At 68.2% G+C, this 19494-nt stretch carries 23 protein-coding genes; 12 read left to right on the top strand and 11 right to left on the bottom strand.

The window, feature by feature from the left end:
* Positions 1–58: 58 nt before the first annotated feature.
* Both purT and QQA13_RS04725 read left to right on the top strand, forming a co-directional pair.
* Positions 59–1240 (top strand): formate-dependent phosphoribosylglycinamide formyltransferase, encoded by a 1182-nt coding sequence (gene purT / locus QQA13_RS04720; RefSeq protein ID WP_108471130.1) that lies wholly within the window; start codon positions 59–61, stop codon positions 1238–1240.
* Positions 1241–1332: 92 nt separating this feature from the next.
* Complete coding sequence (locus QQA13_RS04725; RefSeq protein ID WP_108471131.1) at positions 1333–2856, top strand: FMN-binding glutamate synthase family protein; 1524 nt, start codon at positions 1333–1335, stop codon at positions 2854–2856.
* A 48-nt stretch (positions 2857–2904) separates the two neighbouring features.
* Here QQA13_RS04725 and QQA13_RS04730 read toward each other — a convergent pair whose 3' ends face one another.
* The 6 genes from QQA13_RS04730 to QQA13_RS04755 form a co-directional block, all read right to left on the bottom strand.
* Entirely contained in the window at positions 2905–3612 is a 708-nt protein-coding gene (locus QQA13_RS04730; protein WP_108471132.1) for an arginyltransferase, read from the bottom strand.
* A 43-nt stretch (positions 3613–3655) separates the two neighbouring features.
* On the bottom strand, positions 3656–4048 hold the full coding sequence (locus QQA13_RS04735) for a DUF2007 domain-containing protein (protein WP_108471133.1): 393 nt from the start codon (positions 4046–4048) through the stop codon (positions 3656–3658).
* A 13-nt stretch (positions 4049–4061) separates the two neighbouring features.
* Positions 4062–4928, bottom strand: a complete 867-nt coding sequence (locus tag QQA13_RS04740) for an acyl-CoA thioesterase (RefSeq protein WP_108471134.1) — start codon at positions 4926–4928, stop codon at positions 4062–4064.
* A 123-nt stretch (positions 4929–5051) separates the two neighbouring features.
* A complete protein-coding gene (locus QQA13_RS04745; RefSeq protein WP_199909816.1) occupies positions 5052–5189 on the bottom strand; it encodes a hypothetical protein in 138 nt (45 codons plus the stop codon).
* Positions 5190–5273: 84 nt separating this feature from the next.
* Positions 5274–6110: a helix-turn-helix transcriptional regulator gene (locus QQA13_RS04750; protein ID WP_108471135.1), complete on the bottom strand. Its 837-nt coding sequence runs from the start codon at positions 6108–6110 to the stop codon at positions 5274–5276.
* Between the two features lie 30 nt (positions 6111–6140).
* Entirely contained in the window at positions 6141–6695 is a 555-nt protein-coding gene (locus tag QQA13_RS04755) for an N-acetylmuramoyl-L-alanine amidase (RefSeq protein WP_108471190.1), read from the bottom strand.
* 90 nt (positions 6696–6785) lie between these two features.
* Here QQA13_RS04755 and QQA13_RS04760 point away from each other — a divergent pair, with 90 nt between their 5' ends.
* The 3 genes from QQA13_RS04760 to QQA13_RS04770 all read left to right on the top strand — a co-directional run bounded on the left by QQA13_RS04760 (position 6786) and on the right by QQA13_RS04770 (position 9981).
* Entirely contained in the window at positions 6786–7313 is a 528-nt protein-coding gene (locus QQA13_RS04760; RefSeq protein WP_108471136.1) for an alpha/beta hydrolase, read from the top strand.
* Complete coding sequence (gene rlmKL / locus QQA13_RS04765; protein ID WP_108471137.1) at positions 7310–9496, top strand: bifunctional 23S rRNA (guanine(2069)-N(7))-methyltransferase RlmK/23S rRNA (guanine(2445)-N(2))-methyltransferase RlmL; 2187 nt, start codon at positions 7310–7312, stop codon at positions 9494–9496. The genes QQA13_RS04760 and rlmKL overlap by 4 nt, the downstream gene beginning before the upstream one ends.
* A 62-nt stretch (positions 9497–9558) precedes the next feature.
* Positions 9559–9981 (top strand): hypothetical protein, encoded by a 423-nt coding sequence (locus tag QQA13_RS04770; RefSeq protein ID WP_108471138.1) that lies wholly within the window; start codon positions 9559–9561, stop codon positions 9979–9981.
* A gap of 81 nt (positions 9982–10062) precedes the next feature.
* Here QQA13_RS04770 and QQA13_RS04775 read toward each other — a convergent pair whose 3' ends face one another.
* Positions 10063–10515, bottom strand: a complete 453-nt coding sequence (locus QQA13_RS04775; protein WP_108471139.1) for a DUF6491 family protein — start codon at positions 10513–10515, stop codon at positions 10063–10065.
* 232 nt (positions 10516–10747) lie between these two features.
* On the opposite strand from QQA13_RS04775, the gene egtB reads away from it, so the two are divergent.
* From egtB to QQA13_RS04800, 5 genes are all read left to right on the top strand, one after another.
* Positions 10748–11998, top strand: a complete 1251-nt coding sequence (egtB, locus tag QQA13_RS04780; RefSeq protein WP_108471140.1) for an ergothioneine biosynthesis protein EgtB — start codon at positions 10748–10750, stop codon at positions 11996–11998.
* Positions 11995–12984: an L-histidine N(alpha)-methyltransferase gene (gene egtD / locus QQA13_RS04785; RefSeq protein ID WP_108471141.1), complete on the top strand. Its 990-nt coding sequence runs from the start codon at positions 11995–11997 to the stop codon at positions 12982–12984. Before egtB ends, egtD begins: the two co-directional genes overlap by 4 nt.
* A gap of 422 nt (positions 12985–13406) precedes the next feature.
* Positions 13407–13832, top strand: a complete 426-nt coding sequence (locus QQA13_RS04790; RefSeq protein WP_159082166.1) for a hypothetical protein — start codon at positions 13407–13409, stop codon at positions 13830–13832.
* Between the two features lie 54 nt (positions 13833–13886).
* Positions 13887–14234 (top strand): hypothetical protein, encoded by a 348-nt coding sequence (locus tag QQA13_RS04795; RefSeq protein WP_159082167.1) that lies wholly within the window; start codon positions 13887–13889, stop codon positions 14232–14234.
* Positions 14235–14353: 119 nt separating this feature from the next.
* Positions 14354–14545, top strand: a complete 192-nt coding sequence (locus QQA13_RS04800; RefSeq protein WP_325051448.1) for an L-histidine N(alpha)-methyltransferase — start codon at positions 14354–14356, stop codon at positions 14543–14545.
* Between the two features lie 118 nt (positions 14546–14663).
* On the opposite strand, the gene QQA13_RS04805 is transcribed toward QQA13_RS04800, so the two are convergent.
* The 3 genes from QQA13_RS04805 to QQA13_RS04815 all read right to left on the bottom strand — a co-directional run bounded on the left by QQA13_RS04805 (position 14664) and on the right by QQA13_RS04815 (position 17500).
* Positions 14664–16169, bottom strand: coding sequence for a S10 family peptidase (locus QQA13_RS04805; RefSeq protein WP_108471144.1), 1506 nt, complete (start codon positions 16167–16169; stop codon positions 14664–14666).
* Positions 16170–16251: 82 nt separating this feature from the next.
* Positions 16252–16878, bottom strand: coding sequence for an NADPH-dependent FMN reductase (locus QQA13_RS04810; protein ID WP_108471145.1), 627 nt, complete (start codon positions 16876–16878; stop codon positions 16252–16254).
* Positions 16879–16903: 25 nt separating this feature from the next.
* The gene (locus tag QQA13_RS04815) at positions 16904–17500 is read right to left on the bottom strand and encodes a LysE family translocator (protein ID WP_108471146.1); all 597 of its coding nucleotides are present in this window, start codon (positions 17498–17500) and stop codon (positions 16904–16906) included.
* Between the two features lie 91 nt (positions 17501–17591).
* On the opposite strand from QQA13_RS04815, the gene QQA13_RS04820 reads away from it, so the two are divergent.
* Complete coding sequence (locus tag QQA13_RS04820; RefSeq protein WP_108471147.1) at positions 17592–18491, top strand: LysR substrate-binding domain-containing protein; 900 nt, start codon at positions 17592–17594, stop codon at positions 18489–18491.
* Here the strand turns inward: QQA13_RS04820 and trxC are convergent, their stop codons facing one another.
* A complete protein-coding gene (gene trxC, locus QQA13_RS04825) occupies positions 18492–18935 on the bottom strand; it encodes a thioredoxin TrxC (RefSeq protein WP_108471148.1) in 444 nt (147 codons plus the stop codon).
* Positions 18936–19019: 84 nt separating this feature from the next.
* Here trxC and QQA13_RS04830 point away from each other — a divergent pair, with 84 nt between their 5' ends.
* Positions 19020–19493: a hypothetical protein gene (locus tag QQA13_RS04830; RefSeq protein WP_108471149.1), complete on the top strand. Its 474-nt coding sequence runs from the start codon at positions 19020–19022 to the stop codon at positions 19491–19493.
* Position 19494: the final 1 nt, after the last annotated feature.

The following is a 19494-nucleotide window of genomic DNA, read 5'->3' on the forward strand; positions in this document are numbered from 1 at the left end:
GACACGGGCGATGCCGGGTAGCCGCTTACAATGCGGGTTTGCCACCCCGGAGAACCCGATGAAGCCCTTTGGCACCCCCCGTTCCGACCACGCGCTGCGCGTGCTGCTGCTTGGCGCCGGCGAGCTGGGCAAGGAGGTGGCGATCGAGCTGCAGCGTTACGCGGTGGAGGTGATCGCGGTAGACCGCTACGCGAACGCGCCGGCGATGCAGCTGGCCCATCGCAGCCACGTGATCGACATGCTGGACGGCAAGGCGCTGCGCGCGGTGATCGAACAGGAACAGCCCGACCTGGTGGTGCCGGAGATCGAGGCCATCCATACGCCGACCCTGATCGAACTGGAAAAGGAGGGGCAGCGGGTGATCCCGACCGCCCGCGCGGCGTGGCTGACCATGGACCGCGAAGGCATCCGCAAGCTGGCCGCCGAGGAACTGGCATTGCCGACGTCGCCGTACCGCTTCTGCGACGACGAGGCACAGTACCGCGAGGCGGCGGCCGCGATCGGCTACCCGTTCGTGATCAAGCCGGTGATGAGCTCCTCCGGCAAGGGCCAGAGCGTGGTGCGCGGCGCCGACGCGCTGCAGCAGGCGTGGGATTACGCGCAGTCCGGCGGGCGCGCCGGCAAGGGGCGGGTGATCGTCGAGGGCTTCGTCGACTTCGACTACGAGATCACCATGCTGACCGTGCGGCACGTCGATGGCGTCAGCTTCTGCGCGCCGATCGGCCACCGCCAGGAAGAGGGCGACTATCGCGAGTCGTGGCAGCCGCAGCCGATGAGCGACGCCGCGCTGGCCGAGGCGCAGCGGCAGGCGGCCGCGGTCACCGGCGCGCTGGGCGGCTGGGGCGTGTTCGGCGTGGAGTTCTTCGTCAAGGGCGATGCGGTGATCTTCTCCGAGGTCAGCCCGCGGCCGCACGACACCGGCCTGGTCACCCTGATCTCGCAGGAGTTCTCCGAGTTCGCGCTGCATGCGCGGGCGATCCTCGGCCTGCCGATTCCGGTGATCCACCAGTACGGACCCTCGGCCTCGTGCGCGGTGCTGGTCGAGGGCGACGGCGCGGGGCCGCGCTACCACGGCGTGGCCGCGGCGCTGGCCGAGCCGGACACGCAGCTGCGCATCTTCGGCAAGCCCGAGGTGAAGGGCCGCCGACGCATGGCGGTGACGCTGGCGCGCGCCGGCACGCTGGAGGCAGCGGTGGGCAAGGCGGTGCGTGCGGCGGGTCATCTGCGCATCGAGTTGTGAGCGCGGGCGTCCGGGCAGCCTGATGCGATAGGCTTGGCGGTGGCGGTCACGGTCGTCGTCACCGGCATTCGATTGACGAAAGGAGAGAACGGATGGAATCCACCGGCTTTGCGCACTGGCTGATCGTGCTGGTCGAACTGGTCACGACGTTTGCCATGCTGATGCTGGCGCTGGCGGTGGTGGTGCTGGCGGTGACCTGGGTGGTTGACCGGAACCAGACCGGCAACGCGGTGCTGCGCAATTTCCCGGTGATCGGCCACTTCCGCTACTGGTTCCTGCACCTGGGCGAGTTCTTCCGCCAGTACCTGTATTCCAGCGACCGTGAGGAAATGCCGTTCAACCGCGCCCAGCGCACCTGGGTCTATCGCGCCGCGAAAAATGTCGACAACACCAACGCCTTCGGTTCCAGCCGCGACCTGCGTGGCGAGGGCGTGCCATTCTTCGTCAACGCGCCGTTTCCCGACCTGGGCGTGGATCACGTCGAGCCGGTGCCGGTGACGATTGGTCCGTACGCGCGTGAACCGTACAGTCATGCGGCGTTCTTCAACATCTCGGCGATGAGCTTTGGCGCGCTGTCGGCGCCGGCGGTGCGTGCGCTGTCGCGCGGCGCGGCCAAGGCCGGCATCTGGATGGACACCGGCGAGGGCGGTCTGGCGCCGTATCACCTCGAAGGCGGCTGCGACATCATCTTCGAGATCGGCACCGCCAAGTACGGCGTGCGCACGAGCGACGGCAAGCTCGACGACGGCAAGCTGCTGGCGATCTGCGCCCACCCGCAGGTGAAGATGGTCAGCATCAAGCTGGGCCAGGGCGCCAAGCCCGGCATGGGCGGCCTGCTGCCGGGCGCCAAGGTCACCGCCGAGATCGCGGCGATCCGCGGCATCCCGGTCGGCGAGGATTCGCAGAGCCCGAACCGCCATCTCGACATCGGCAACGTCGCGCAGCTGATGGATGCCATCGCGCACATCCGCGAGCTCACCGGCAAGCCGGTGGGTTTCAAGGCGGTGCTCGGCGGGGTGGATTGGATCGGTGAGCTGTGTGACGAAGTGCGCAAGCGCGGCATCGAGAGTGCGCCCGACTTCATCATCGTCGACGGTTCCGAGGGCGGTACCGGCGCCGCGCCGCAGACCCTGATGGAAGGCGTCGGCCTGCCGCTGCACGAGGCACTGCCGGCGCTGCTCGACATGCTGATCGTCAAGGGCCTGCGCGAGCGCATCAAGGTGGTCTGCTCGGGCAAGTGCATCACCGCCTACGACGTGGCGTGGGCGCTGTCGATCGGCGCGGATTTCGTCAACTCCGCGCGTGGCTTCATGCTGGCGCTGGGCTGCATCCAGTCGCTGCAGTGCAACCGCAACACCTGTCCCACGGGCATCACCACGCAGAACCCGAAACTGCAGCGCGGCCTGGTGGTCAGCGACAAGAGCGAGCGGGTGTTCCACTATGCGAAGAACGTGATGCACGAGGTCGGCATCATCGCGCACAGCTGCGGCGTCAGCGAGCCACGCCAGCTCAATCGCGGCCACTGCCGCGTGGTGGGTGACGACGGCCTGTCGATCCCGCTGGAGAAACTGTTTCCGTACCCGCAGCCGCAGGCGTCGGGGCTGGAGACCCGGTAGGGCACTGCCCGCCGCTGGTTTCGCATGGGGCGGCAGGCACGGCCTGCCCTACGGTATCGCGACCCAGCCCTCGGCTGTACGGATCTGCAGTGGCCTGAATCGCCGCTTGTAATCCATCTTCGGATGGCCGTCGATCCAGAAGCCCAGGTACAGCCATGGCAGGTTGCGGCGGCGGGTCAGTGCCACCTGCTGCAGGATCGCGTAGGTGCCCAGGCTGCGTGTGGTTTCGTCGGGGTCGTAGAAGGTGTAGACCGCTGACACGCCGTTGGGGCAGATATCGGTGACCGCCACCGCGAGCAGGCGTTCGCCCAGGCGCAACTCCATGAACAGGGTGGGGCTCCACGGTGCGGTGAGGAAGCGGCGGAAGTCGCTGGCCTCGGCATCGTCCATGCCGCCGCCGGCATGGCGGCTCTGCAGGTAGCGTTCGTACAGCGTGTGGCGCTCGCGGTTGTAGCCGGGGAGCGACTCGCTGAGCACGAGGTCGGCGTTGCGCTTCAGGCAGCGGCGCTGGGTGCGGTCCGGCCGGAAGTTCGCCACGTCGATGCGGCACGGCGTGCAGGCGTGGCACTGCGCGCAGTGAGGGAAGTACAGGTGGCCACCGGCGCGACGAAAGCCGCGTTCGAGCGCCGGGCCGTACAGTTTGTCGAGGTTCGGCGCGGCCGGGTCCAGCACCAGGTTCTGCGCCGTGCGGTCGGCGTAGTAGCCGCACGCGTGGGGCAGGGTCTGGAACAGACGGACTTGGTCGGAACGGCGCATTTCCCGATTCTATGCCCGCGCGGCGGGCGTCGCACCATCGGGTTCAGAGCACCCGCAAATAGCGCAGCATCGCCATGGCGAGTACGGCCAGCACCGCCAGCAGCACGATGCGGCGGGCGCGGGCCACCGTATGCGCGCGCCGGTCGGCCGGGGTGGGATTGCGTGCGGCGGCCAGCTCCTCGCCATGGCGGATCACCGGCTCGATGCCGATCTCGCGCAGCAGGGTGCGCGCCTTGGTGTAGTCGTCGGCGTGGGTGATCCACACCTGCGCCCAGCTGCCGCGGTCGTCCTGCCGCTGCGAATAGCTGAAACGCTGCCAGGTCGGCCGGTTGTAGTTGGACCGATTGGCCACGGTGGCCTCGATGCCGTGTTCGGCCATCAGGGCGACCACGGTATCGATGTTTTCCTGGCGGGGCGAGGTATAGATCTGGCGCATGGCTGCAGTTTACTCAGTCGCCGCGCACGCGGATCAGGCCTTCCTGGGCGGAGGAGGCGACCAGCCGGCCATCGCGACTGAAGATCTGCCCGCGCGCCAGGCCGCGACCGCCCTGTGCGGTGGGGCTGTCGAACGAATACAGCAGCCATTCGTCGACGCGGAACGAGCGGTGGAACCACAGCGCATGGTCGAGGCTGGCCATCTGCACGTTGTGGGTCATGTACGAGATGCCGTGCGGCAGCGTGGCGGTGCCGATCAGGTGGAAATCCGAAGCGTACGCGAGCAGCGCGCGATGCAGGATCGCCGCATCGTCGATCGGCGCGGTGAGCCGGAACCAGATGTGCTGGATCGGCGGGCGCTTGACCGGATGCAGCTCGTCGCGCGGCCACACCTGGCGGAACTCGAACGGGCCATCGATGCCGAGCCAGCGCTGCAGCTTCACCGGCAGTCGCGCCAGTTCGTCCGGCGGCAGCGGATGCAGCGGTTCGATGTCTTCCGGTGCCGGCACTTTCGGCATGCTGGTCTGGTGTTCCACGCCCGGCTCGGGCAGCTGGAACGAGATCGAGCCGTTCAGGATCGGCTGGCCATGCTGGATCGCCACCACCCGCCGCGAGGAAAACGTGCCGCCATCGCGGGTGCGCTCCACGCTGTACACGATCGGCGCCTCGATGTCGCCGGCGCGCAGGAAATAGGCGTGCAGCGAATGCGCTTCGCGCGACGGGTCGACGGTCTGCTGCGCCGCCGCCAGCGCCTGCCCCAGCACCTGGCCGCCGAACACGAAGCGGGTGCCGATGTCGCGGCTCTGGCCGCGGAACAGGTTGTCCTCCAGCCGTTCCAGCTGCAGCAGCTCGACAAGTTCGGCAACGTGGTCTTCGCTCATGGCGTGTCCTTGCAGGGGGCGCCAGTATAGCGGTGGCGGCGCCCGAACCCGTGGACAGGCGAGGAGGCGACGCCGGGTCATGCCCGGCGCCGCCGGCCGTACGGCAGGTGCAGGCCTGGCCGCTTACGATTGCGCTTCCGCCTCGCGCAGCTTCTGCGCGCACTCCTCGCAGCAGACTTCGACGGTGCGGCCGCCGATGGTGACCTTGATGGCGTTGCCATCGAGCGGGTAGTCGCAGGCGGCGCAGGTGGTCTCGTTCATGCTTGGTCTCCGGTGGATGCCCGGGATCGGGCAGGCACAGAAGACCACCGGCCGCCGACGGCGGCTGTCAGGATCTTTAGTGATTCACGACGAGCGCGACAGCGCGGCCTGGCGGAATGCCGTGGGCGTGCGGCCGTAGGCCTGGCGGAAGGCGGCACTGAAATGGCTGTGGCTGGAGAAGCCCAGGTCCTGCGCCAGCGCGGCGACGTCCTCGCAGTCGGCCACACGGTCCAGCGCGCGGGCCAGACGCAGGCGCAGGTGGTAGCGGTACAGCGGCATGCCTTCGACCTGCTGGAAGGCCTGGGTGAGGTAGACCGGCGAGCCGCCGACTTCCGCGGCGATATCCGCCAGCGCCCAGCGCCGGGTGAGGTCGCTGGCGAGCAGCAGTTTGGCCCGGTCCACCAGTCGTTGCCGCGCACGGGTCGCGCCGGGCGCATGGGTGGTGCGCGGGCCGAGGCTGCGGCACACCAGGGTCAGCGCCAGGCTCTCGGCCTCCAGCGGCTCGATGCCGCCGTTGCGCAGGCTGTGGCGCAGCAGCGCCACCAGCACCTGTGCGCGCTCGTCGATGCGCAGCGCCTGGTGGCGGAACACGGGCTGGTCGCGCCGCTGCAGCATCGCGACCGGCGCAAGCTCGCGCAGCAGCGGCTGCGACACCGACAGCGACAGGCAGGCATCGCCGCCGGCCGCCGGGTGGCTGACCTGATAACTCTCGCCGGCGTTGAAGAACAGCACGTGGTTGGCGTCAGCCACCGATTGCGTGCTGCCGACGTGGCGCAGGAACAGCCCGCGATACGGGAACACCAACTGGGTGGCGGCGGCGCATTCCTCGGCGCCGCGATGGCGGCAGGCGCCGCGGCAGCACACGTCGTGCACCGCGACGGTGGACGATTGCAGCAGCGGCTGGGCGTCGAACTCCGGCATGGCGGTGGGTCGAGGGAAGCTCGGCGCAGTCTAGCGCAGGCGCTGCAGGCCGCAGGCCGGGACGATGGCGTCCCATGGAAACATCGGGCCGGGATCGAGCTTGCGATGAACTTCGAGCGCGGAATCGTCGCTGGCCGGCATCAGCGCGGTGTCCAGATCCTCGTGCCCGGCGATCTGGCGCAGGTTCGGAAATTCGACACGCAACTGCGCCAGCAATGCACGCAGTGCGGCCAGCTGCGCTTCGGGGTAAGCCTCGTCCATCTGCTGGTGGCGCGAATCCCACCAGTGCGGATAGCGGCCCCGGTTGACCAGCTCGATGCCGATCGAGTTCGGGTTGTGGCCGCGCACGTGGTTTGCCACGCGGGTGCCGGGCACGTAGCGATACACCGCACCGTCGCGGTCGACGTAGTAGTGGCCGCTGTTGCCGGCGCCACTGGCGTGCAGCACCTTCTCGCCGTACTCGCGCGCCATCGCCAGGTCCGGCAGCTCGGTGCAGTGGATCACCACCAGTTCGACCGCGTCGACCGGGCGCTCGGGAAGGAGGTCGACGTAGGGCAGCGGCTGCTCGTGGATGCTCAGGCTCATGCGCGGCAGTTTCGCATGCGCCAAGGCCCAGCGGAAACGCCGCCTGTTACCATGCGCGCCTTGCTTCCAGCAGTTTCATGGAGACGCGCCATGCGCGGCCAGATCATTCTTTCGCACGGCTCGGACTCCAGTCCGGACGCCACCAAGGTCAGCGCGCTGGCCGCACTGGCCGAATCGCTGGGCTGGCGCACGCAGCGACCGGACTACCGCGCCGACGATGCACGCGGCTTTGCCGGATCGGTGGCGCCGCGGATCGCCCGCCTGCGCGCCACCATCGAGGCGCTGGGCGCGCCGCCGCTGCTGGTCGGCTCCAGCATGGGTGCGTTCGTTTCCGGCCTGGTCTCGCTGGACGTGCCGGTGGCCGGCTTGCTGTTGCTGGCCACGCCCAGCGAAATCCCCGGCTACGCACGCTCGTTCGACCTGCGTGCCGGCGTGCCCACGCTACTGATCCATGGCTGGCGCGATGAGGTCTGTCCGCTCGCCGGCGTGCATGCGTTCGTCGCGAAGCGCCGACTGCCGTTGCTGGTGCTGGACGACGACCATCGGCTGGGTGCCAGCATGGCGATGATCGACGCGCAGTTCCGCCATCTGCTCGACCAGCTGGCGACCGCCGCATGAACCACTACTTCGCCACCTGCCCGAAAGGCATGGAATACCTGCTGCGCGACGAACTGGTCGCGCTCGGTGCCAGCGACGTGCGCGAGGCGCTGGCCGGCGCGCATTTCTCCGGCACGCTGGAAACCGCCTACAAGGCCTGCCTGTGGTCGCGCCTGGCCAGCCGCATCCTGCTGCCGCTGGCCGAGTTCGACGCGGCCGACGACGAGGCGCTGTACCGCGGCGTGCAGGACATCGACTGGAGCCGGCATCTGGCCGCGCACGCCACCTTCGCGGTGGACGCCGGCACCGCGCTGAGCAAGCTGACCCACAGCCAGTTCATCGGCCTGCGCACCAAGGACGCGGTGGTCGACCAGTTCCGCCAGCGCGACGGTTCGCGCCCCGGCATCGACACCGACGAGCCGGACATCCGCATCAACGTCCGTGTGCGCCGTGACCGTGCCACGCTGTCGCTGGACCTGGCCGGCTCGCCGCTGCACCGGCGCGGCTGGCGCGAGGAGCAGGGCGAGGCGCCGCTGAAGGAAAACCTCGCCGCCGCGATGCTGCTGCGCGCACGCTGGCCGGAGGTGTATGCGGCCGGTGGCGCCTTGTTCGATCCGATGTGCGGCTCTGGCACCTTGCTGGTCGAGGGTGCACTGATGGCTGCCGACGTCGCCCCCGGTTTGCGTCGCGAATATTTCGGTTTCCTCGGCTGGCAGCAGCACGACATCGCGTTGTGGCGCGGCCTGCTGGACGAAGCGAAGCAGCGCGCCGAAGCGGGCCTGCGCGGCCTGCGCAGTGTGTTCTTCGGCAGCGACGCCGATCCGCGCATGGTTCAGACGGCCAAACGCAACGCGCAGGCCGCGGGCGTGGCCGGCTTCTTCACCCTGGACCGGCAGGACGTGAGCCACGCCGCACCGCCGCCGGGCGTCGGTTACGGCCTGGTCATCACCAATCCGCCGTACGGCGAGCGCCTCGGCGACCGCGCCGAGATGCCAAAGTTGTACCGCGCGCTGGGCGACACCCTGCGCCAGCGCTTCACCGGTTGGCGCGCCGCGGTGCTGGCCGGCGACGTGGAACTGGGCCGGGCGATGCAGCTGCACGCGGACAAACGCTACGCGCTGTACAACGGCGCACTGGAAACCGTGCTGCTGACCTTCGACCTGAAGCCGCGCGACGAGACACCGCGCGAACCCAGGCCGCTCTCGCCGGGCGCGCAGATGCTGAAGAACCGGCTGGAGAAGAACGTCAGGCACCTGCGCAAGCGGCTGGCGCGCGAAGACATCCATTGCTGGCGCGCCTATGACCAGGATCTGCCCGAGTATGCCGCCGCGATCGACGTCTACGGCGACACCGGCGGCGACGACCACCTGCACATCCAGGAATATCGCGCGCCGGCCGACATCCCCGCCGACGTGGCGCGATTGCGCCTGCGCGAGATCGCCCGCGTCGCTGGCGAGGTGCTGGGTGTGCCGCGTGAACGCATCGCGATCAAGACACGCGAGCGTGGCAAGGGCGGCTCCAAGTACGGTCAGCTCGACCAGCGCAACGAGTTCATCGAGGTGGAAGAGGGCGGCCTGAAGTTCCTGGTCAACCTCACCGACTACCTCGATACCGGCCTGTTTCTCGATCACCGGCTGGTGCGTGCGAAAGTGCGCGAGCTGGCCAATGGCAAGTGCTTCCTCAACCTGTTCGCCTACACCGCCACCGCCAGCGTGCACGCCGCGGCCGGCGGCGCGCTGGAAACCACTAGCGTGGACCTGTCGGCCACCTATCTGGAGTGGGCGTCGCGCAACCTGGCGCTGAACGGCTTTACCGGCACCGATCATCGGCTGATGCAGTTCGACGCGCTGGAATTCCTGCAGCGCGACCGCGGCCATTACGGGCTGATCTTCGTCGACCCGCCGACGTTCTCCAATTCCAAGCGCGCTGAGGATTTCGACGTGCAGCGAGACCACGTGAAGCTGCTGGAAGCCTGCAACGCACGGCTGACCCGCGACGGAGTGATCGTGTTCTCCAACAACTTCCGCCGCTTCAAGCTGGATCGCGAGGCGCTGGAACCGCACTTCGCGATCGAGGACTGGAGCGCGCCCAGCATCCCGTTCGACTTCGCTCGCCGCGCCGACATCCACGGCTGCTGGCTGCTGCGCCGGCGCCCGGCTGTGACGGGGATCAACCCCTGGGATACAGCACACATTAAAAAATGAACCCTTCAGTGCATATTAAGCGTGATCGGACGAGCATCCGTCCCGTACAACGGAGAACGATCATGACCCAACGTTTCAGTGGTGCAGGCAAGCTGGCAGCCATCGGTCTGGCGGTCGCGGCGGCGGTGGCGATGCCGTTGAGCGCTTCCGCGCACGATCATGATGGCTATCGTGGATGGCGTGGCGGCTACCACGGCGGTTACCACGGCTACGACGGTGGTCGTTACCATCACGGCGGCTACTGGAGCGGCGGACGCTGGATCGCCGGAGCCATCGTCACCGGTGCCGTGGCCGGCCTGGTCAGCGACGCGTTGCGTCCCGCACCGGTGTATTACGAGGCACCGGTGGTATACGGCCCGCCGCGGACGGTGATTTACGAGGACGCCCCGGTCGTGCGTCGCCGCGTGGTCGAGACCCGCACCGTGGTGTACGGCGACCCGTACCAGACGCGGTATGTCCGCGGATATGACGACGATGACGATTGATCCGGCGCGCCGGATCATCGCTGCGCAGAACGAAGAGCCCGGCATGTCCGGGCTCTTCGCGTGTTGAGGGTCGACAGCATCTCAGTGTGCAGGCAGGGCCGTCGGCAGCTCGACGCCGCTGCCGTGCCGTATCGCGTGTTCGCCGAGCTGTCTGAAGCGGGCCTTGTCGATCTTGCTCACCGACTCGATCGCGCATGGCGGCTGGTAGCGCGAGCGCACCGTTTCACCGACCTCGCCGCAGATGCGGCCCCGGTTGACGATGGCGTTAGACGGGTTGGGCCGGAATATAAGCCCGGGCGGCGGCGTGCCCAGTCGCGGGCAATCGTTCTGCAGCGTCACCAGGTAATGTTTCGGACCGGTGCGCACGATGGCGGTGCGTGCGTCGACGATGTACCACTCGTTGATCTGCGTGGTGTCGATGCAGTCCGCCGCCGGCAGCGGCGAGCGGACCGGCGCTGTCTCGGCGGCCTGCGCGGCACCGGTACCGGTACCGACGACGAGAGCGAGCAGCAGGGGGGGGAGGATCGTTTTCATGGGCGTTACCTCGTCCGTTCGGGTAATACGCATACCGTGATTCGGCCACGGGGCCATATGCCGGCCCGCACGGTCAGCGGCATGGGGAAGGCCGCTGCAAAGTATCTGCCATCTTCGTATCACAAGAAGTGAACGGTTGACCCGGCATGCTGGTGGATATGCTTTTGAACGATTCGCGCTGCGTGAACCTGCTTGTCGCGATCCCGCGGGCGACCGTGTCAGGGAGCTGGTCGTGACGACCTTGCCGTCGCCCACGCCAGCAAGCGTTGCCTTGCGATTCACGCAGGCGCGGCAACGGACGATAGAGCTGTGCGCCAGCCTCAGCGCCGAGGATCTGCAACTGCAGTCGATGCCCGACGCCAGTCCCGGCAAGTGGCATCTGGCGCATACCAGCTGGTTCTTCGAGCAGTTCGTGCTGGGCCGCGACCCGGCGTACCGGCCGCGCGATCCGGCCTGGCATTACCTGTTCAATTCCTACTACCAGTCGGTCGGGCCGATGCACGCACGGCCGCAGCGCGGGCTGCTGTCGCGGCCGTCGCTGGACGAGGTGTGGGATTACCGTCGCCGCATCGACGACGCGGTGGGCGAACTGCTCGGCCGTGCCGATGACGCGGAACTGCCCGGGCTGGTCGAGCTGGGCCTGCAGCACGAACAGCAACACCAGGAATTGCTGCTGACCGATATCAAGCACGCGCTCTGGTGCAACCCGCTGCAGCCGGCGTATCGCGCGCCGATCGCCGCGGCGACGGAGGCGAACGCGATGCCGCTGCATTTCGTCGCGGGCCGCGAGGGCATCGTCGAGATCGGCCACCGCGGCGAGGGCTTCGCGTTCGACAACGAGACGCCGCGCCACCGCGCCCTGCTGCAGCCGCACGCGCTGGCCAACCGGCTGGTGACCAACGCCGAATACCTGGCCTTCGTGCGCGAAGGCGGCTACCGCGAACCCGGCCTGTGGCTGTCCGACGGCTGGGCCACGCTGCAGCGCGAAGGTTGGCAGCATCCGCTGTACTGGCAGGACGACCTGGCCAGCGAATTCACCCTGGCCGGCGTGCGCGCGCTCGATCCGCACGAACCGGTCTGTCATCTCAGTTTTTACGAGGCCGAGGCGTTCGCGCGCTGGGCCGGCGCGCGGCTGCCCACCGAGGCGGAGTGGGAGTCGGCGGCGCAGGGCGTGGCGATCGACGGCAACCTGCAGGACACGCAGCGCTTCCAGCCGCGCGCGGCCGGCGCCGGCAGCGGTTTGCAGCAGCTTTACGGCGACGTGTGGGAGTGGACTGCCTCACCCTACGTCGGCTATCCGGGCTTCCGCCCGTTGCCCGGTTCGCTGGGCGAGTACAACGGCAAGTTCATGTGCGGGCAGTGGGTGTTGCGCGGCGGTTCCTGCGCCACGCCGCGCGATCACATCCGCGCCTCCTACCGCAATTTCTTTCCACCCCAGGCCCGGTGGCAATTCGCCGGGCTGCGACTGGGACAGGACCGATGAGCAGCGTGCAACCCTTTGGCCTCAGCGACGACGAGCGCCGTCCGCCGTCGAGCGATTTGCTGGAAGTCGTCCAGCGCGGCCTCGGCGCGAAACCGAAACGGCTGCCGTCGTGGCTGTTCTACGACGAGCGCGGCTCGGCCTTGTTCGAGCGCATCTGCGAGCAGCCGGAGTACTACCTCACGCGCTGCGAGATCGCGCTGATGGACGAGCACGCCGCCGACATTGCCGACGCGCTCGGCAGCGGCGTGCGGCTGGTCGAGTACGGCAGCGGCAATGCGCACAAGACCCACATGCTGCTGCAGCACCTGCACGAGCCGGTGGCCTACGTGCCGGTGGAGATTTCGCCGGAGCCGCTCAGGCAGAGTGTCGAGCGGCTGGCGACGGCGTTCCCGCAGCTGCCGCTGCAGCCGTTGTGCGCGGATTTCAGCAAGCCGCTGCGGCTGCCGATTCCGCCACGCGCGCCGCGGCGCACCGTGCTGTATTTCCCCGGCTCCACCATCGGCAATTTCGAGAACCGCGAGGCGGCCGTGCTGCTGCGCAAGATGCGCAACGAGATGGGCGATGCCGGCGGCATCCTGATCGGGGTGGACCTGAAGAAGGACCACGCGCTGATCGAGGCGGCCTACAACGACCGCGCCGGCGTCACTGCCGAATTCACCCTGAACATGTTGGCGCGGCTCAACCGCGAGATCGGCAGCAACTTCGAACTGTCGGCGTTCGCGCATCGCGCGCACTACAACCCGATGGCCGGGCGCATCGAGACGCACATCGTCAGCCGCCGCGAGCAGCAGGTGAAGGTGGGCCGCGCGAACGTGCCGTTCCACACCGACGAGACGATCCAGGTCGAATACAGCTGCAAGTATTCGCTGGAGGACTTCGCTGCGCTGGCCGCCCGCGCCGGGCTGGCCGTGCAGCGCGTGTGGACCGATTCGCAACGCATGTTCAGCGTGCAGTACCTGGTGCGTGCCGGCGCCGCGACGCGTTGAATGCAGCATTTGCGGCGGTGCCCTGCGACTTGCGGCAGCAAGGGCCGCATCGCACGGAAAGGAGGTCGTTGCCGGTTATGCCCTGCGACTGCGGCAAGAACTTGCCTGTTGACAGAGGCATGCCTCGAACCCGAGCGGCGCGGCATACTCACGACGCGCGAAGTTGGGGAACCGGTTTTCGACAGCTTGGTTCAGGCAGGGGCCATGCGCACGTGTTTGCCCATCGTTTTTCCAGCAATCAGTGATGAACTGAAATGGCCAAGCCAGTAAAGTTTGCCAAGATCATGTTTTGTTGCTTGATACTGGTGTTGCCTTATTCACTCCTCGCTCAAACCAGAAGTGACCAAGCCACATTGGAGTCACTTCACGGGTTCGTGCAGGAATTTTATGACTGATATGTTCCCGAGGCGTTGGGCGACAGCGTGGATCCGGCATGGAGCCTGGCTCTCAAGGCCAGGGGCTCGGTATTCAGTCATCAGCTGGCCAAGGCGCTCGAAGAGGACTCGGCTGCTCAGACCAGGGCGGAGGGGGAGATCGTGGGACTCGATTTTGATCCCTTTCTGAACAGTCAGGACCCCGGCCAGCATTACAAGGTGGGTCGGATCACGCAAAAGGGTGATAGCTACTGGGTCGATATTCATGACGCCTCGTCATCGGGATGGCTGCACGAGAAACCCGGCGTGATTGCCGAGGTGGTGCGAAAGAACGGGCAATGGCATTTTGTGAATTTCCACTATTCGAATGGCCGCGATTTGCTTGATGCGTTGAAAGAACTGAAGGCGAGTCGCGGAAAGCCGTCATCGCAGGCGATTCGGGGAGCCGCCGACGAAAGCCGGCTGGCAACGTGACCGGACTCGCCGGCGTCCGCTGGGTGGTCGCGCCAAACGAGGCTTCATGCCGGATTGAAATATGTCGATCCCGGCCAATTGGGGGTGGGGGTTCTTGACGTGACTATTCGAATTTTCGTCGCCACGCTGGTGGCGATTTTTGCGGGCGTGTCATGCGCCGCTCATGCCATTGACAAGAGCAAGGGAAAAGACATTGCAGAAAGCAAGCTGAAAGAGCTGGCTTCATCGAACTACTGTGCTGGCTTCCCTGTCGACGTATCGGCTTTACCGGCCCCTGTCGTGGAATCCCAGGGGGATGATCTGCTTGTCGATTACAAGGATGCCAAGCAAAACGTGTGGATCGTGGTTGTGGTGCATCCCGGTGGCTCGGCCGAGCTGAGTTGCACGGGAATCAAGGATTGACAAGGACGCGGTTGAAGTTCGTCTCTCTTGCGTCTTGGTGTGCTGGTTTCCAGCCGGCTTGCGACGCAGCGGATTCGACGCCTTCTCGCGTTGAGTGGTGGCCGGGCGGCGGGCAGCAGGTGCGGGGCGCGCGAACATGCGCGTTTCGCGCCGACGAGGCGATCCAGGTCGGATACAGCTGCAGGTATTCGCTGGAGGACTTCGCTGCGCTGGCCGCCCGCGCCGGGCTGGCCGTGCAGCGCGTGTGGACCGATTCGCAACGCATGTTCAGCGTGCAGTACCTGGTGCGCGCCGGCACGCTGGCGCGCTGACGCCACGGCGGCCTGTTGCCGGTTCTTCGTAGGGCGGGCACGGCCCGCCGGCTTTTGATTTCGTGGCACAACAGCGGCGGACAGTGTCCGCCCTACAAAGCCGGGAAGGCGTACGCCTTCAGTGGACGCCGTACAACGCCTTCACGTCGGCGGTCAGCGCCGCCTGGCTGTCGGCCCGTGAGTAGAACATGTGGCCGCCGGGGTAGTTCTTCACCTGCACGCGGGTTGGGTCGCCCATCGCCGGCATCTGGTCGACGATCAGCACCGAGGCCATGAACGGGCAGGACAGGTCGTCCCAGCCGTGCGCGATCAGCACGCGCAGGCCGGGATCGTTGGCGACCGCTTCGCGCAGTTGCGATACCGAACCCTTGTTCGCGTCCTCGTCCTCGTGCCACAGCTTGTTCACCTCGTAGCTGAGCGCGTTGTAGCGGCCGTCGTACTTCCAGCCGACCGTCTGGGTGACGAAGTTGACCATCGCCGTGGTGGTGGGCGCGATGATGCCGTTGAGGATCGGGTCGCCGGTCTGCTGGTGCGGCGCGTACGGGAACGGGTCCCAGGCGGTGACGTTGGAGTCGTAGCGGCTGCCCAGCTTGCCTTCGGCGCGGTATACCTCGCGCAGGTAGGCCTGGGTTTCGATGCGGCCGCCGGAGCGCTTCACGAACAGCGGATCGAGCCCGGTCAGCTCGGTGACCTTCTTCACCACGCGATCGGTGGCTTGCGGGTCGGAACGGCCGCGCATCAGATCGCTGGCGTATTCGCCGCGGGTGTATTCGACGATCGGCGCCATCGCCGCGGCGCTGAGCTTGTGCTCGCGTTCCAGGTGCGCGGCGGCGATCGAGGGCAGGGTGAGCATCCACGGTAGCGGCGAGACGTTCTCGTCGTGGTACGCCGCCGGGTCGAGGTAGGGCGACAGCAGCACCACGCCGTTCATCGCGACGCCGAGCCGCGTCTGCAGGTACTCGGTGATGCGCGGGCCACGGAAACCGCCGTAGCTCTCGCCGACCAGATACTTGCGTGAACCCATGCGGCCGTTCTTGACCAGCCAGTCGTAGACGATGCGCGACAGATACTTGATGTCGTTGTCGGTACTGTAGAACTGCTTGGTGGCTTCCTTGTCGTCGACCAGCGCGCGGCTGTAGCCGGTGCCGACCGGATCGATGAACACAAGGTCGGTGAAGCCCAGCCAGGTGCCGGGGTTGTCGTGCAGCGTGGCCGGGTCGGACGGGTTGTCGCCCTCGACGCCGAAGTTCACCTTCTTCGGTCCGATCGCACCGAGGTTGAGGTACACCGACGAGGCGCCCGGGCCGCCGTTCAGCGCGAACGTCACCGGGCGATCCTTGCCGGCCATGGTGTAGGCGGTGAACACCACTTCGCCGGTGGTCTTGCCCTTCTCGTCGCGCACCGGCAGCGCGCCGACGGTGACCGTGTACTTGAGCGTCCTGCCGTCCACCGTGGCCGATTGCGTCACGTGTGCATCGGCCGGCAGCGGCGGCAGCTGGAAGCCATCGCTGCCGGCCGACTCCGGTGCTGCCGGCTTGTGGGTGTCGGCGGCGAGCACCGGGGCAAGGCTGGACCCGGCCAGCACGAAGGCGGCCAGCAGGACGGAGGACAGGGACTTGCGCACGATGTTTCCTTGCGGACGAAAGCGGCCAGCTTAACCGGCGGCGCGGCGGCGGAAGTGTGCATAAAGGCATGGGTGGTGGCGCTCAGCGCCGCGCCGCCACCACGGGCTGCGGCCTGGCGAGCGGTGGCGCCACGCGTGCCATCCAGCGCTCGAATGCCAGCATGAAGCCCTGCAGCGACTGTGCGGTGGCCGGATCGGCCAGCGTGCCGTCGGTGTCGAAGCGGCTGGCCGCGCCTGCCACAAACAGGGTCGGTGCCGGCATGACCAGCGCGCCGCAAGTGTGCAGCACCTGGCGCAGCGAAGCCTGCGCCAGGCGCGTACCCCACGGGCCGCTGCTGGCGCCGAGCACGGCCATGGGTTTTTCCGGCAGCACATCGCCCGCAGGGCTTTCGCGCGACAGCCAGTCCAGCGCGTTCTTCAGCACGCCGGGGATGGCATGGTTGTACTCGGGCGTGGCGATGACCAGGCCGTCCGCGGCGGCGATCGCCGCGCGCAGCGCCTGCACGCCAGCGGGGCCGGCCGGGTCGTGCTGCTCCAGGTCTTCGTCGAACAGCGGCACGGCAGCCAGCGCGTCGTAGACGTCCAGTTGCAGCGTCGCCGGTGCCTGGGCCACGGCGGCCCGAAGCAGGCGGCGGTTCCAGGAATCGCGGCGCAGGCTGCCGGCAAGGCACAGCACGCGGCGGACGGGAGCGGCGTGGAAGGTGGTCATCTCGGTATCTCCGGTGAGCAAAGGGTCAGGGTTCGATCAGCAGCAGGAAGGCGCAGGCGACCAGCAGGACGCCCATCACGATGTCGACGCCGCGGCGCACCGCAGGGCGCACCAGCCAGCGGGCCAGCCATGCGCCCAGCGCGGCCCACAGCAGCAGGCACAGGGTGGGGATCAGCACGAACAGTCCGGCCAGCGGCAGGTAATCGCGCAGGCCGGTGGCCGGCATCGCCGCCAGCACGGTCAGCACGATCACCCAGCTTTTCGGGTTGAGGAACTGGAATCCGATCAGGCCCAGGGTGCCGGCCGGCAAGGCCGCCGACGTCGCGGCGGCGTGTCGCGGCGCGCTGCCGGCGATGCACAGCGATACTCCCAACCAAATCAGATACAGCGCGCCGATCGCACCGGTCCAGCGCCTCAGCGGCAGGTACGCCGCGAAAGCTGCGCCCACACCCAGCGCCGTCGCCGCGAGCAGCAGCAGGCCGCCGCACACGATGCCGGCGATCGCCGGCAGCGCGCCGCGCAGGCCGGTATGCCCTGCCGCGCGCAGCACCACCAGGTTGTTCGGGCCGGGCGTGATCGCGGCCACGCAGAGCAGGCCGCACGCGGCGAGCAACGGATCCATGGGGTTCCCTCATCGGCAATGGTCGAATGAAGTGCATTTTCGAGCGCATCGGTGGTCCGTGTCGCAAGGTTTATGGTCTAAAATTCCGACCATGAACGAATTGCCGTTGAATGCCCTGCGCGCGTTCGCCATGGTCTACGCGCATGGCGGCGTGCGCGCCGCCGCGCGCGAGCTGGGCATGGCGCACTCGTCGGTGAGCCGGCACCTGGGCGAGCTGGACCGCTGGCTGGGCGTGCCGCTGCTGCGTGCGGCGGCCGGGCGCGGCCCGCTGGTGTTCACCCCGCAGGGCGAGGCGCTGGGTCGCGCCACGCTGTCCGGCCTGCGCGAGATCGAACAGGCGGTGGCGGCGTTGCGCGAGACCCGCCCGGCGCACGCGGTGACCCTGTCCGCCTCGCCGTCGTTCGCGATCCGCTGGCTGCTGCCGCGGTTGCCCGCGCTGGAGAAGGCGCACCCGAAGATCGAGTTGTCGGTGCAGGTGGAGCAGCGGCTGGACGCGCTGGACGATGGCCGCATCGACCTGGCGATCCGCATGGGCAACGGACCGTGGCCGGGGCTGCATGCCGAGCCGCTGATGGACGACGCGCTGTACCCGGTGATGAGCCCGGCGCTGTGGCAGGCGTCCGGACGTCTGTCGAAGCCGGCGCAACTGGCCGGCCTGCGCCTGCTGCACGACCGCGACCCGCAGGCGGCGTGGGAACTATGGCGGCAGGCGCACGGGCCGGCCAAGCTTTCGCTGCAGGGCGGCGCGCGCTACACCTCGTCCGACCTGGTGCTGCGCGCGGCGATGCAGGGCCAGGGCGTGGCGCTGGCGCGGCACCGGCTGGCCGCGGACGACGTGGCGAACGGCAGCCTGCTGCGCCCGTTCGGCGACCTCGCCGTGGCGTTGGGGCCGTCGTACTGGATCGTGCGGCCGCCGGCAAAACCGCGCGCCGCGGTGGCCGCGGTGGTCGACTGGCTGCGCTGGCAGGCAGCCGGCGCCAGCGCGCGCTGATCAGCCGCGCGCCAGCGCACCCTCGACGAACTGCTGAAGCTGCGCCGCGTTGAGTGCGCCGGATTGCCGCGCGATCTCGCGACCCTGCCTGAACATGATCAGGGTAGGGATGCTGCGGATGCCGAAGCGCCCGGCCAGTTGCGGCTGCGCCTCGGTATCCAGCTTGGCCAGCCGCAGGCGTGGTTCGAACTTGCCCGCGGCCTGCACGAACACCGGCGCGAAGCCGACGCACGGCCCGCACCACGGCGCCCAGAAATCCACCAGCACCGGCAGGTCGCCGCGGCCGGCGATCGCGTCGAAATTCGCCGCGGTCAGCTCCACCGGATGCCCCTCGAACAGCGCCTGCTTGCAGCGGCCGCAGTTGGGGTGCTCGCCGAGGCGTTCGGCCGGCACGCGGTTCAGCGCGCCGCAGTGCGGGCAGGGGATGGCCAGCGGTGTACTCATGGCAGACTCCGGTAACGGGTCAGGCGCCAGGCGCCAACGCCGACAAGATGGCGGCGCCCGTTGCCGAAACCAAGCCGAGCCGACATGCCGCGACGTCCCGCCCCACCCGCTTCACGCTGGCCGCAGCGAAGCCTGCTTGCGCTGGGCATGCTGTGGGCCTTGCCAAACAGCGTGGCCGGCCTGCTGCTGGGTTTGGCCGGCGTGGCCTTCGGCGCGCGGCTGCGCTGGCAGCAGCGCGAACTGGCGCTGGTGGTGCGGCGCTGGCCGTGGGGCGGCGGGGCGTTGACCCTGGGCAACGTGATCGTGCACACCGGCGAGCGGCTGGACGTGCCGTGCTTCACCTATGCGCATCGCGCGGGCCGCTGCATCGAGCCGCCGGTGTCGCTGGCCGACCACGAACGTGCCCACGTTTACCAGTACATGCTGCTCGGTCCGCTGTTCCTGCCGCTGTACCTGCTGTGCGGCGGGGTCAGCGTGCGCAACCCGTTCGAGCGCGCGGCCGATCGCTACGCCCGCACGAGGCGCGGCTGGTGGCCGTGGTCGCGGGAAGGCTGCTGAG

This window comes from Rhodanobacter thiooxydans (assembly GCF_030291135.1).
GTDB lineage: Bacteria > Pseudomonadota > Gammaproteobacteria > Xanthomonadales > Rhodanobacteraceae > Rhodanobacter > Rhodanobacter thiooxydans_A.

Excerpts from the sequence above, each read along its gene's own strand:
- purT (WP_108471130.1), top strand. The coding sequence starts at position 59 with ATGAAGCCCTTTGGCACCCCCCGTTCCGACCACGCGCTGCGCGTGCTG.
- QQA13_RS04760 (WP_108471136.1), top strand. The coding sequence starts at position 6,786 with ATGCGCGGCCAGATCATTCTTTCGCACGGCTCGGACTCCAGTCCGGAC.
- trxC (WP_108471148.1), bottom strand. The coding sequence starts at position 18,935 with ATGAGTACACCGCTGGCCATCCCCTGCCCGCACTGCGGCGCGCTGAAC.
- QQA13_RS04750 (WP_108471135.1), bottom strand. The coding sequence starts at position 6,110 with ATGCCGGAGTTCGACGCCCAGCCGCTGCTGCAATCGTCCACCGTCGCG.
- egtD (WP_108471141.1), top strand. The coding sequence starts at position 11,995 with ATGAGCAGCGTGCAACCCTTTGGCCTCAGCGACGACGAGCGCCGTCCG.
- QQA13_RS04820 (WP_108471147.1), top strand. The coding sequence starts at position 17,592 with ATGAACGAATTGCCGTTGAATGCCCTGCGCGCGTTCGCCATGGTCTAC.
- QQA13_RS04745 (WP_199909816.1), bottom strand. The coding sequence starts at position 5,189 with ATGAACGAGACCACCTGCGCCGCCTGCGACTACCCGCTCGATGGCAAC.
- QQA13_RS04740 (WP_108471134.1), bottom strand. The coding sequence starts at position 4,928 with ATGAGCGAAGACCACGTTGCCGAACTTGTCGAGCTGCTGCAGCTGGAA.
- QQA13_RS04775 (WP_108471139.1), bottom strand. The coding sequence starts at position 10,515 with ATGAAAACGATCCTCCCCCCCCTGCTGCTCGCTCTCGTCGTCGGTACC.
- QQA13_RS04735 (WP_108471133.1), bottom strand. The coding sequence starts at position 4,048 with ATGCGCCAGATCTATACCTCGCCCCGCCAGGAAAACATCGATACCGTG.
- QQA13_RS04810 (WP_108471145.1), bottom strand. The coding sequence starts at position 16,878 with ATGACCACCTTCCACGCCGCTCCCGTCCGCCGCGTGCTGTGCCTTGCC.
- QQA13_RS04815 (WP_108471146.1), bottom strand. The coding sequence starts at position 17,500 with ATGGATCCGTTGCTCGCCGCGTGCGGCCTGCTCTGCGTGGCCGCGATC.
- rlmKL (WP_108471137.1), top strand. The coding sequence starts at position 7,310 with ATGAACCACTACTTCGCCACCTGCCCGAAAGGCATGGAATACCTGCTG.
- QQA13_RS04730 (WP_108471132.1), bottom strand. The coding sequence starts at position 3,612 with ATGCGCCGTTCCGACCAAGTCCGTCTGTTCCAGACCCTGCCCCACGCG.
- QQA13_RS04830 (WP_108471149.1), top strand. The coding sequence starts at position 19,020 with ATGCCGCGACGTCCCGCCCCACCCGCTTCACGCTGGCCGCAGCGAAGC.
- QQA13_RS04770 (WP_108471138.1), top strand. The coding sequence starts at position 9,559 with ATGACCCAACGTTTCAGTGGTGCAGGCAAGCTGGCAGCCATCGGTCTG.
- QQA13_RS04725 (WP_108471131.1), top strand. The coding sequence starts at position 1,333 with ATGGAATCCACCGGCTTTGCGCACTGGCTGATCGTGCTGGTCGAACTG.
- QQA13_RS04755 (WP_108471190.1), bottom strand. The coding sequence starts at position 6,695 with ATGAGCCTGAGCATCCACGAGCAGCCGCTGCCCTACGTCGACCTCCTT.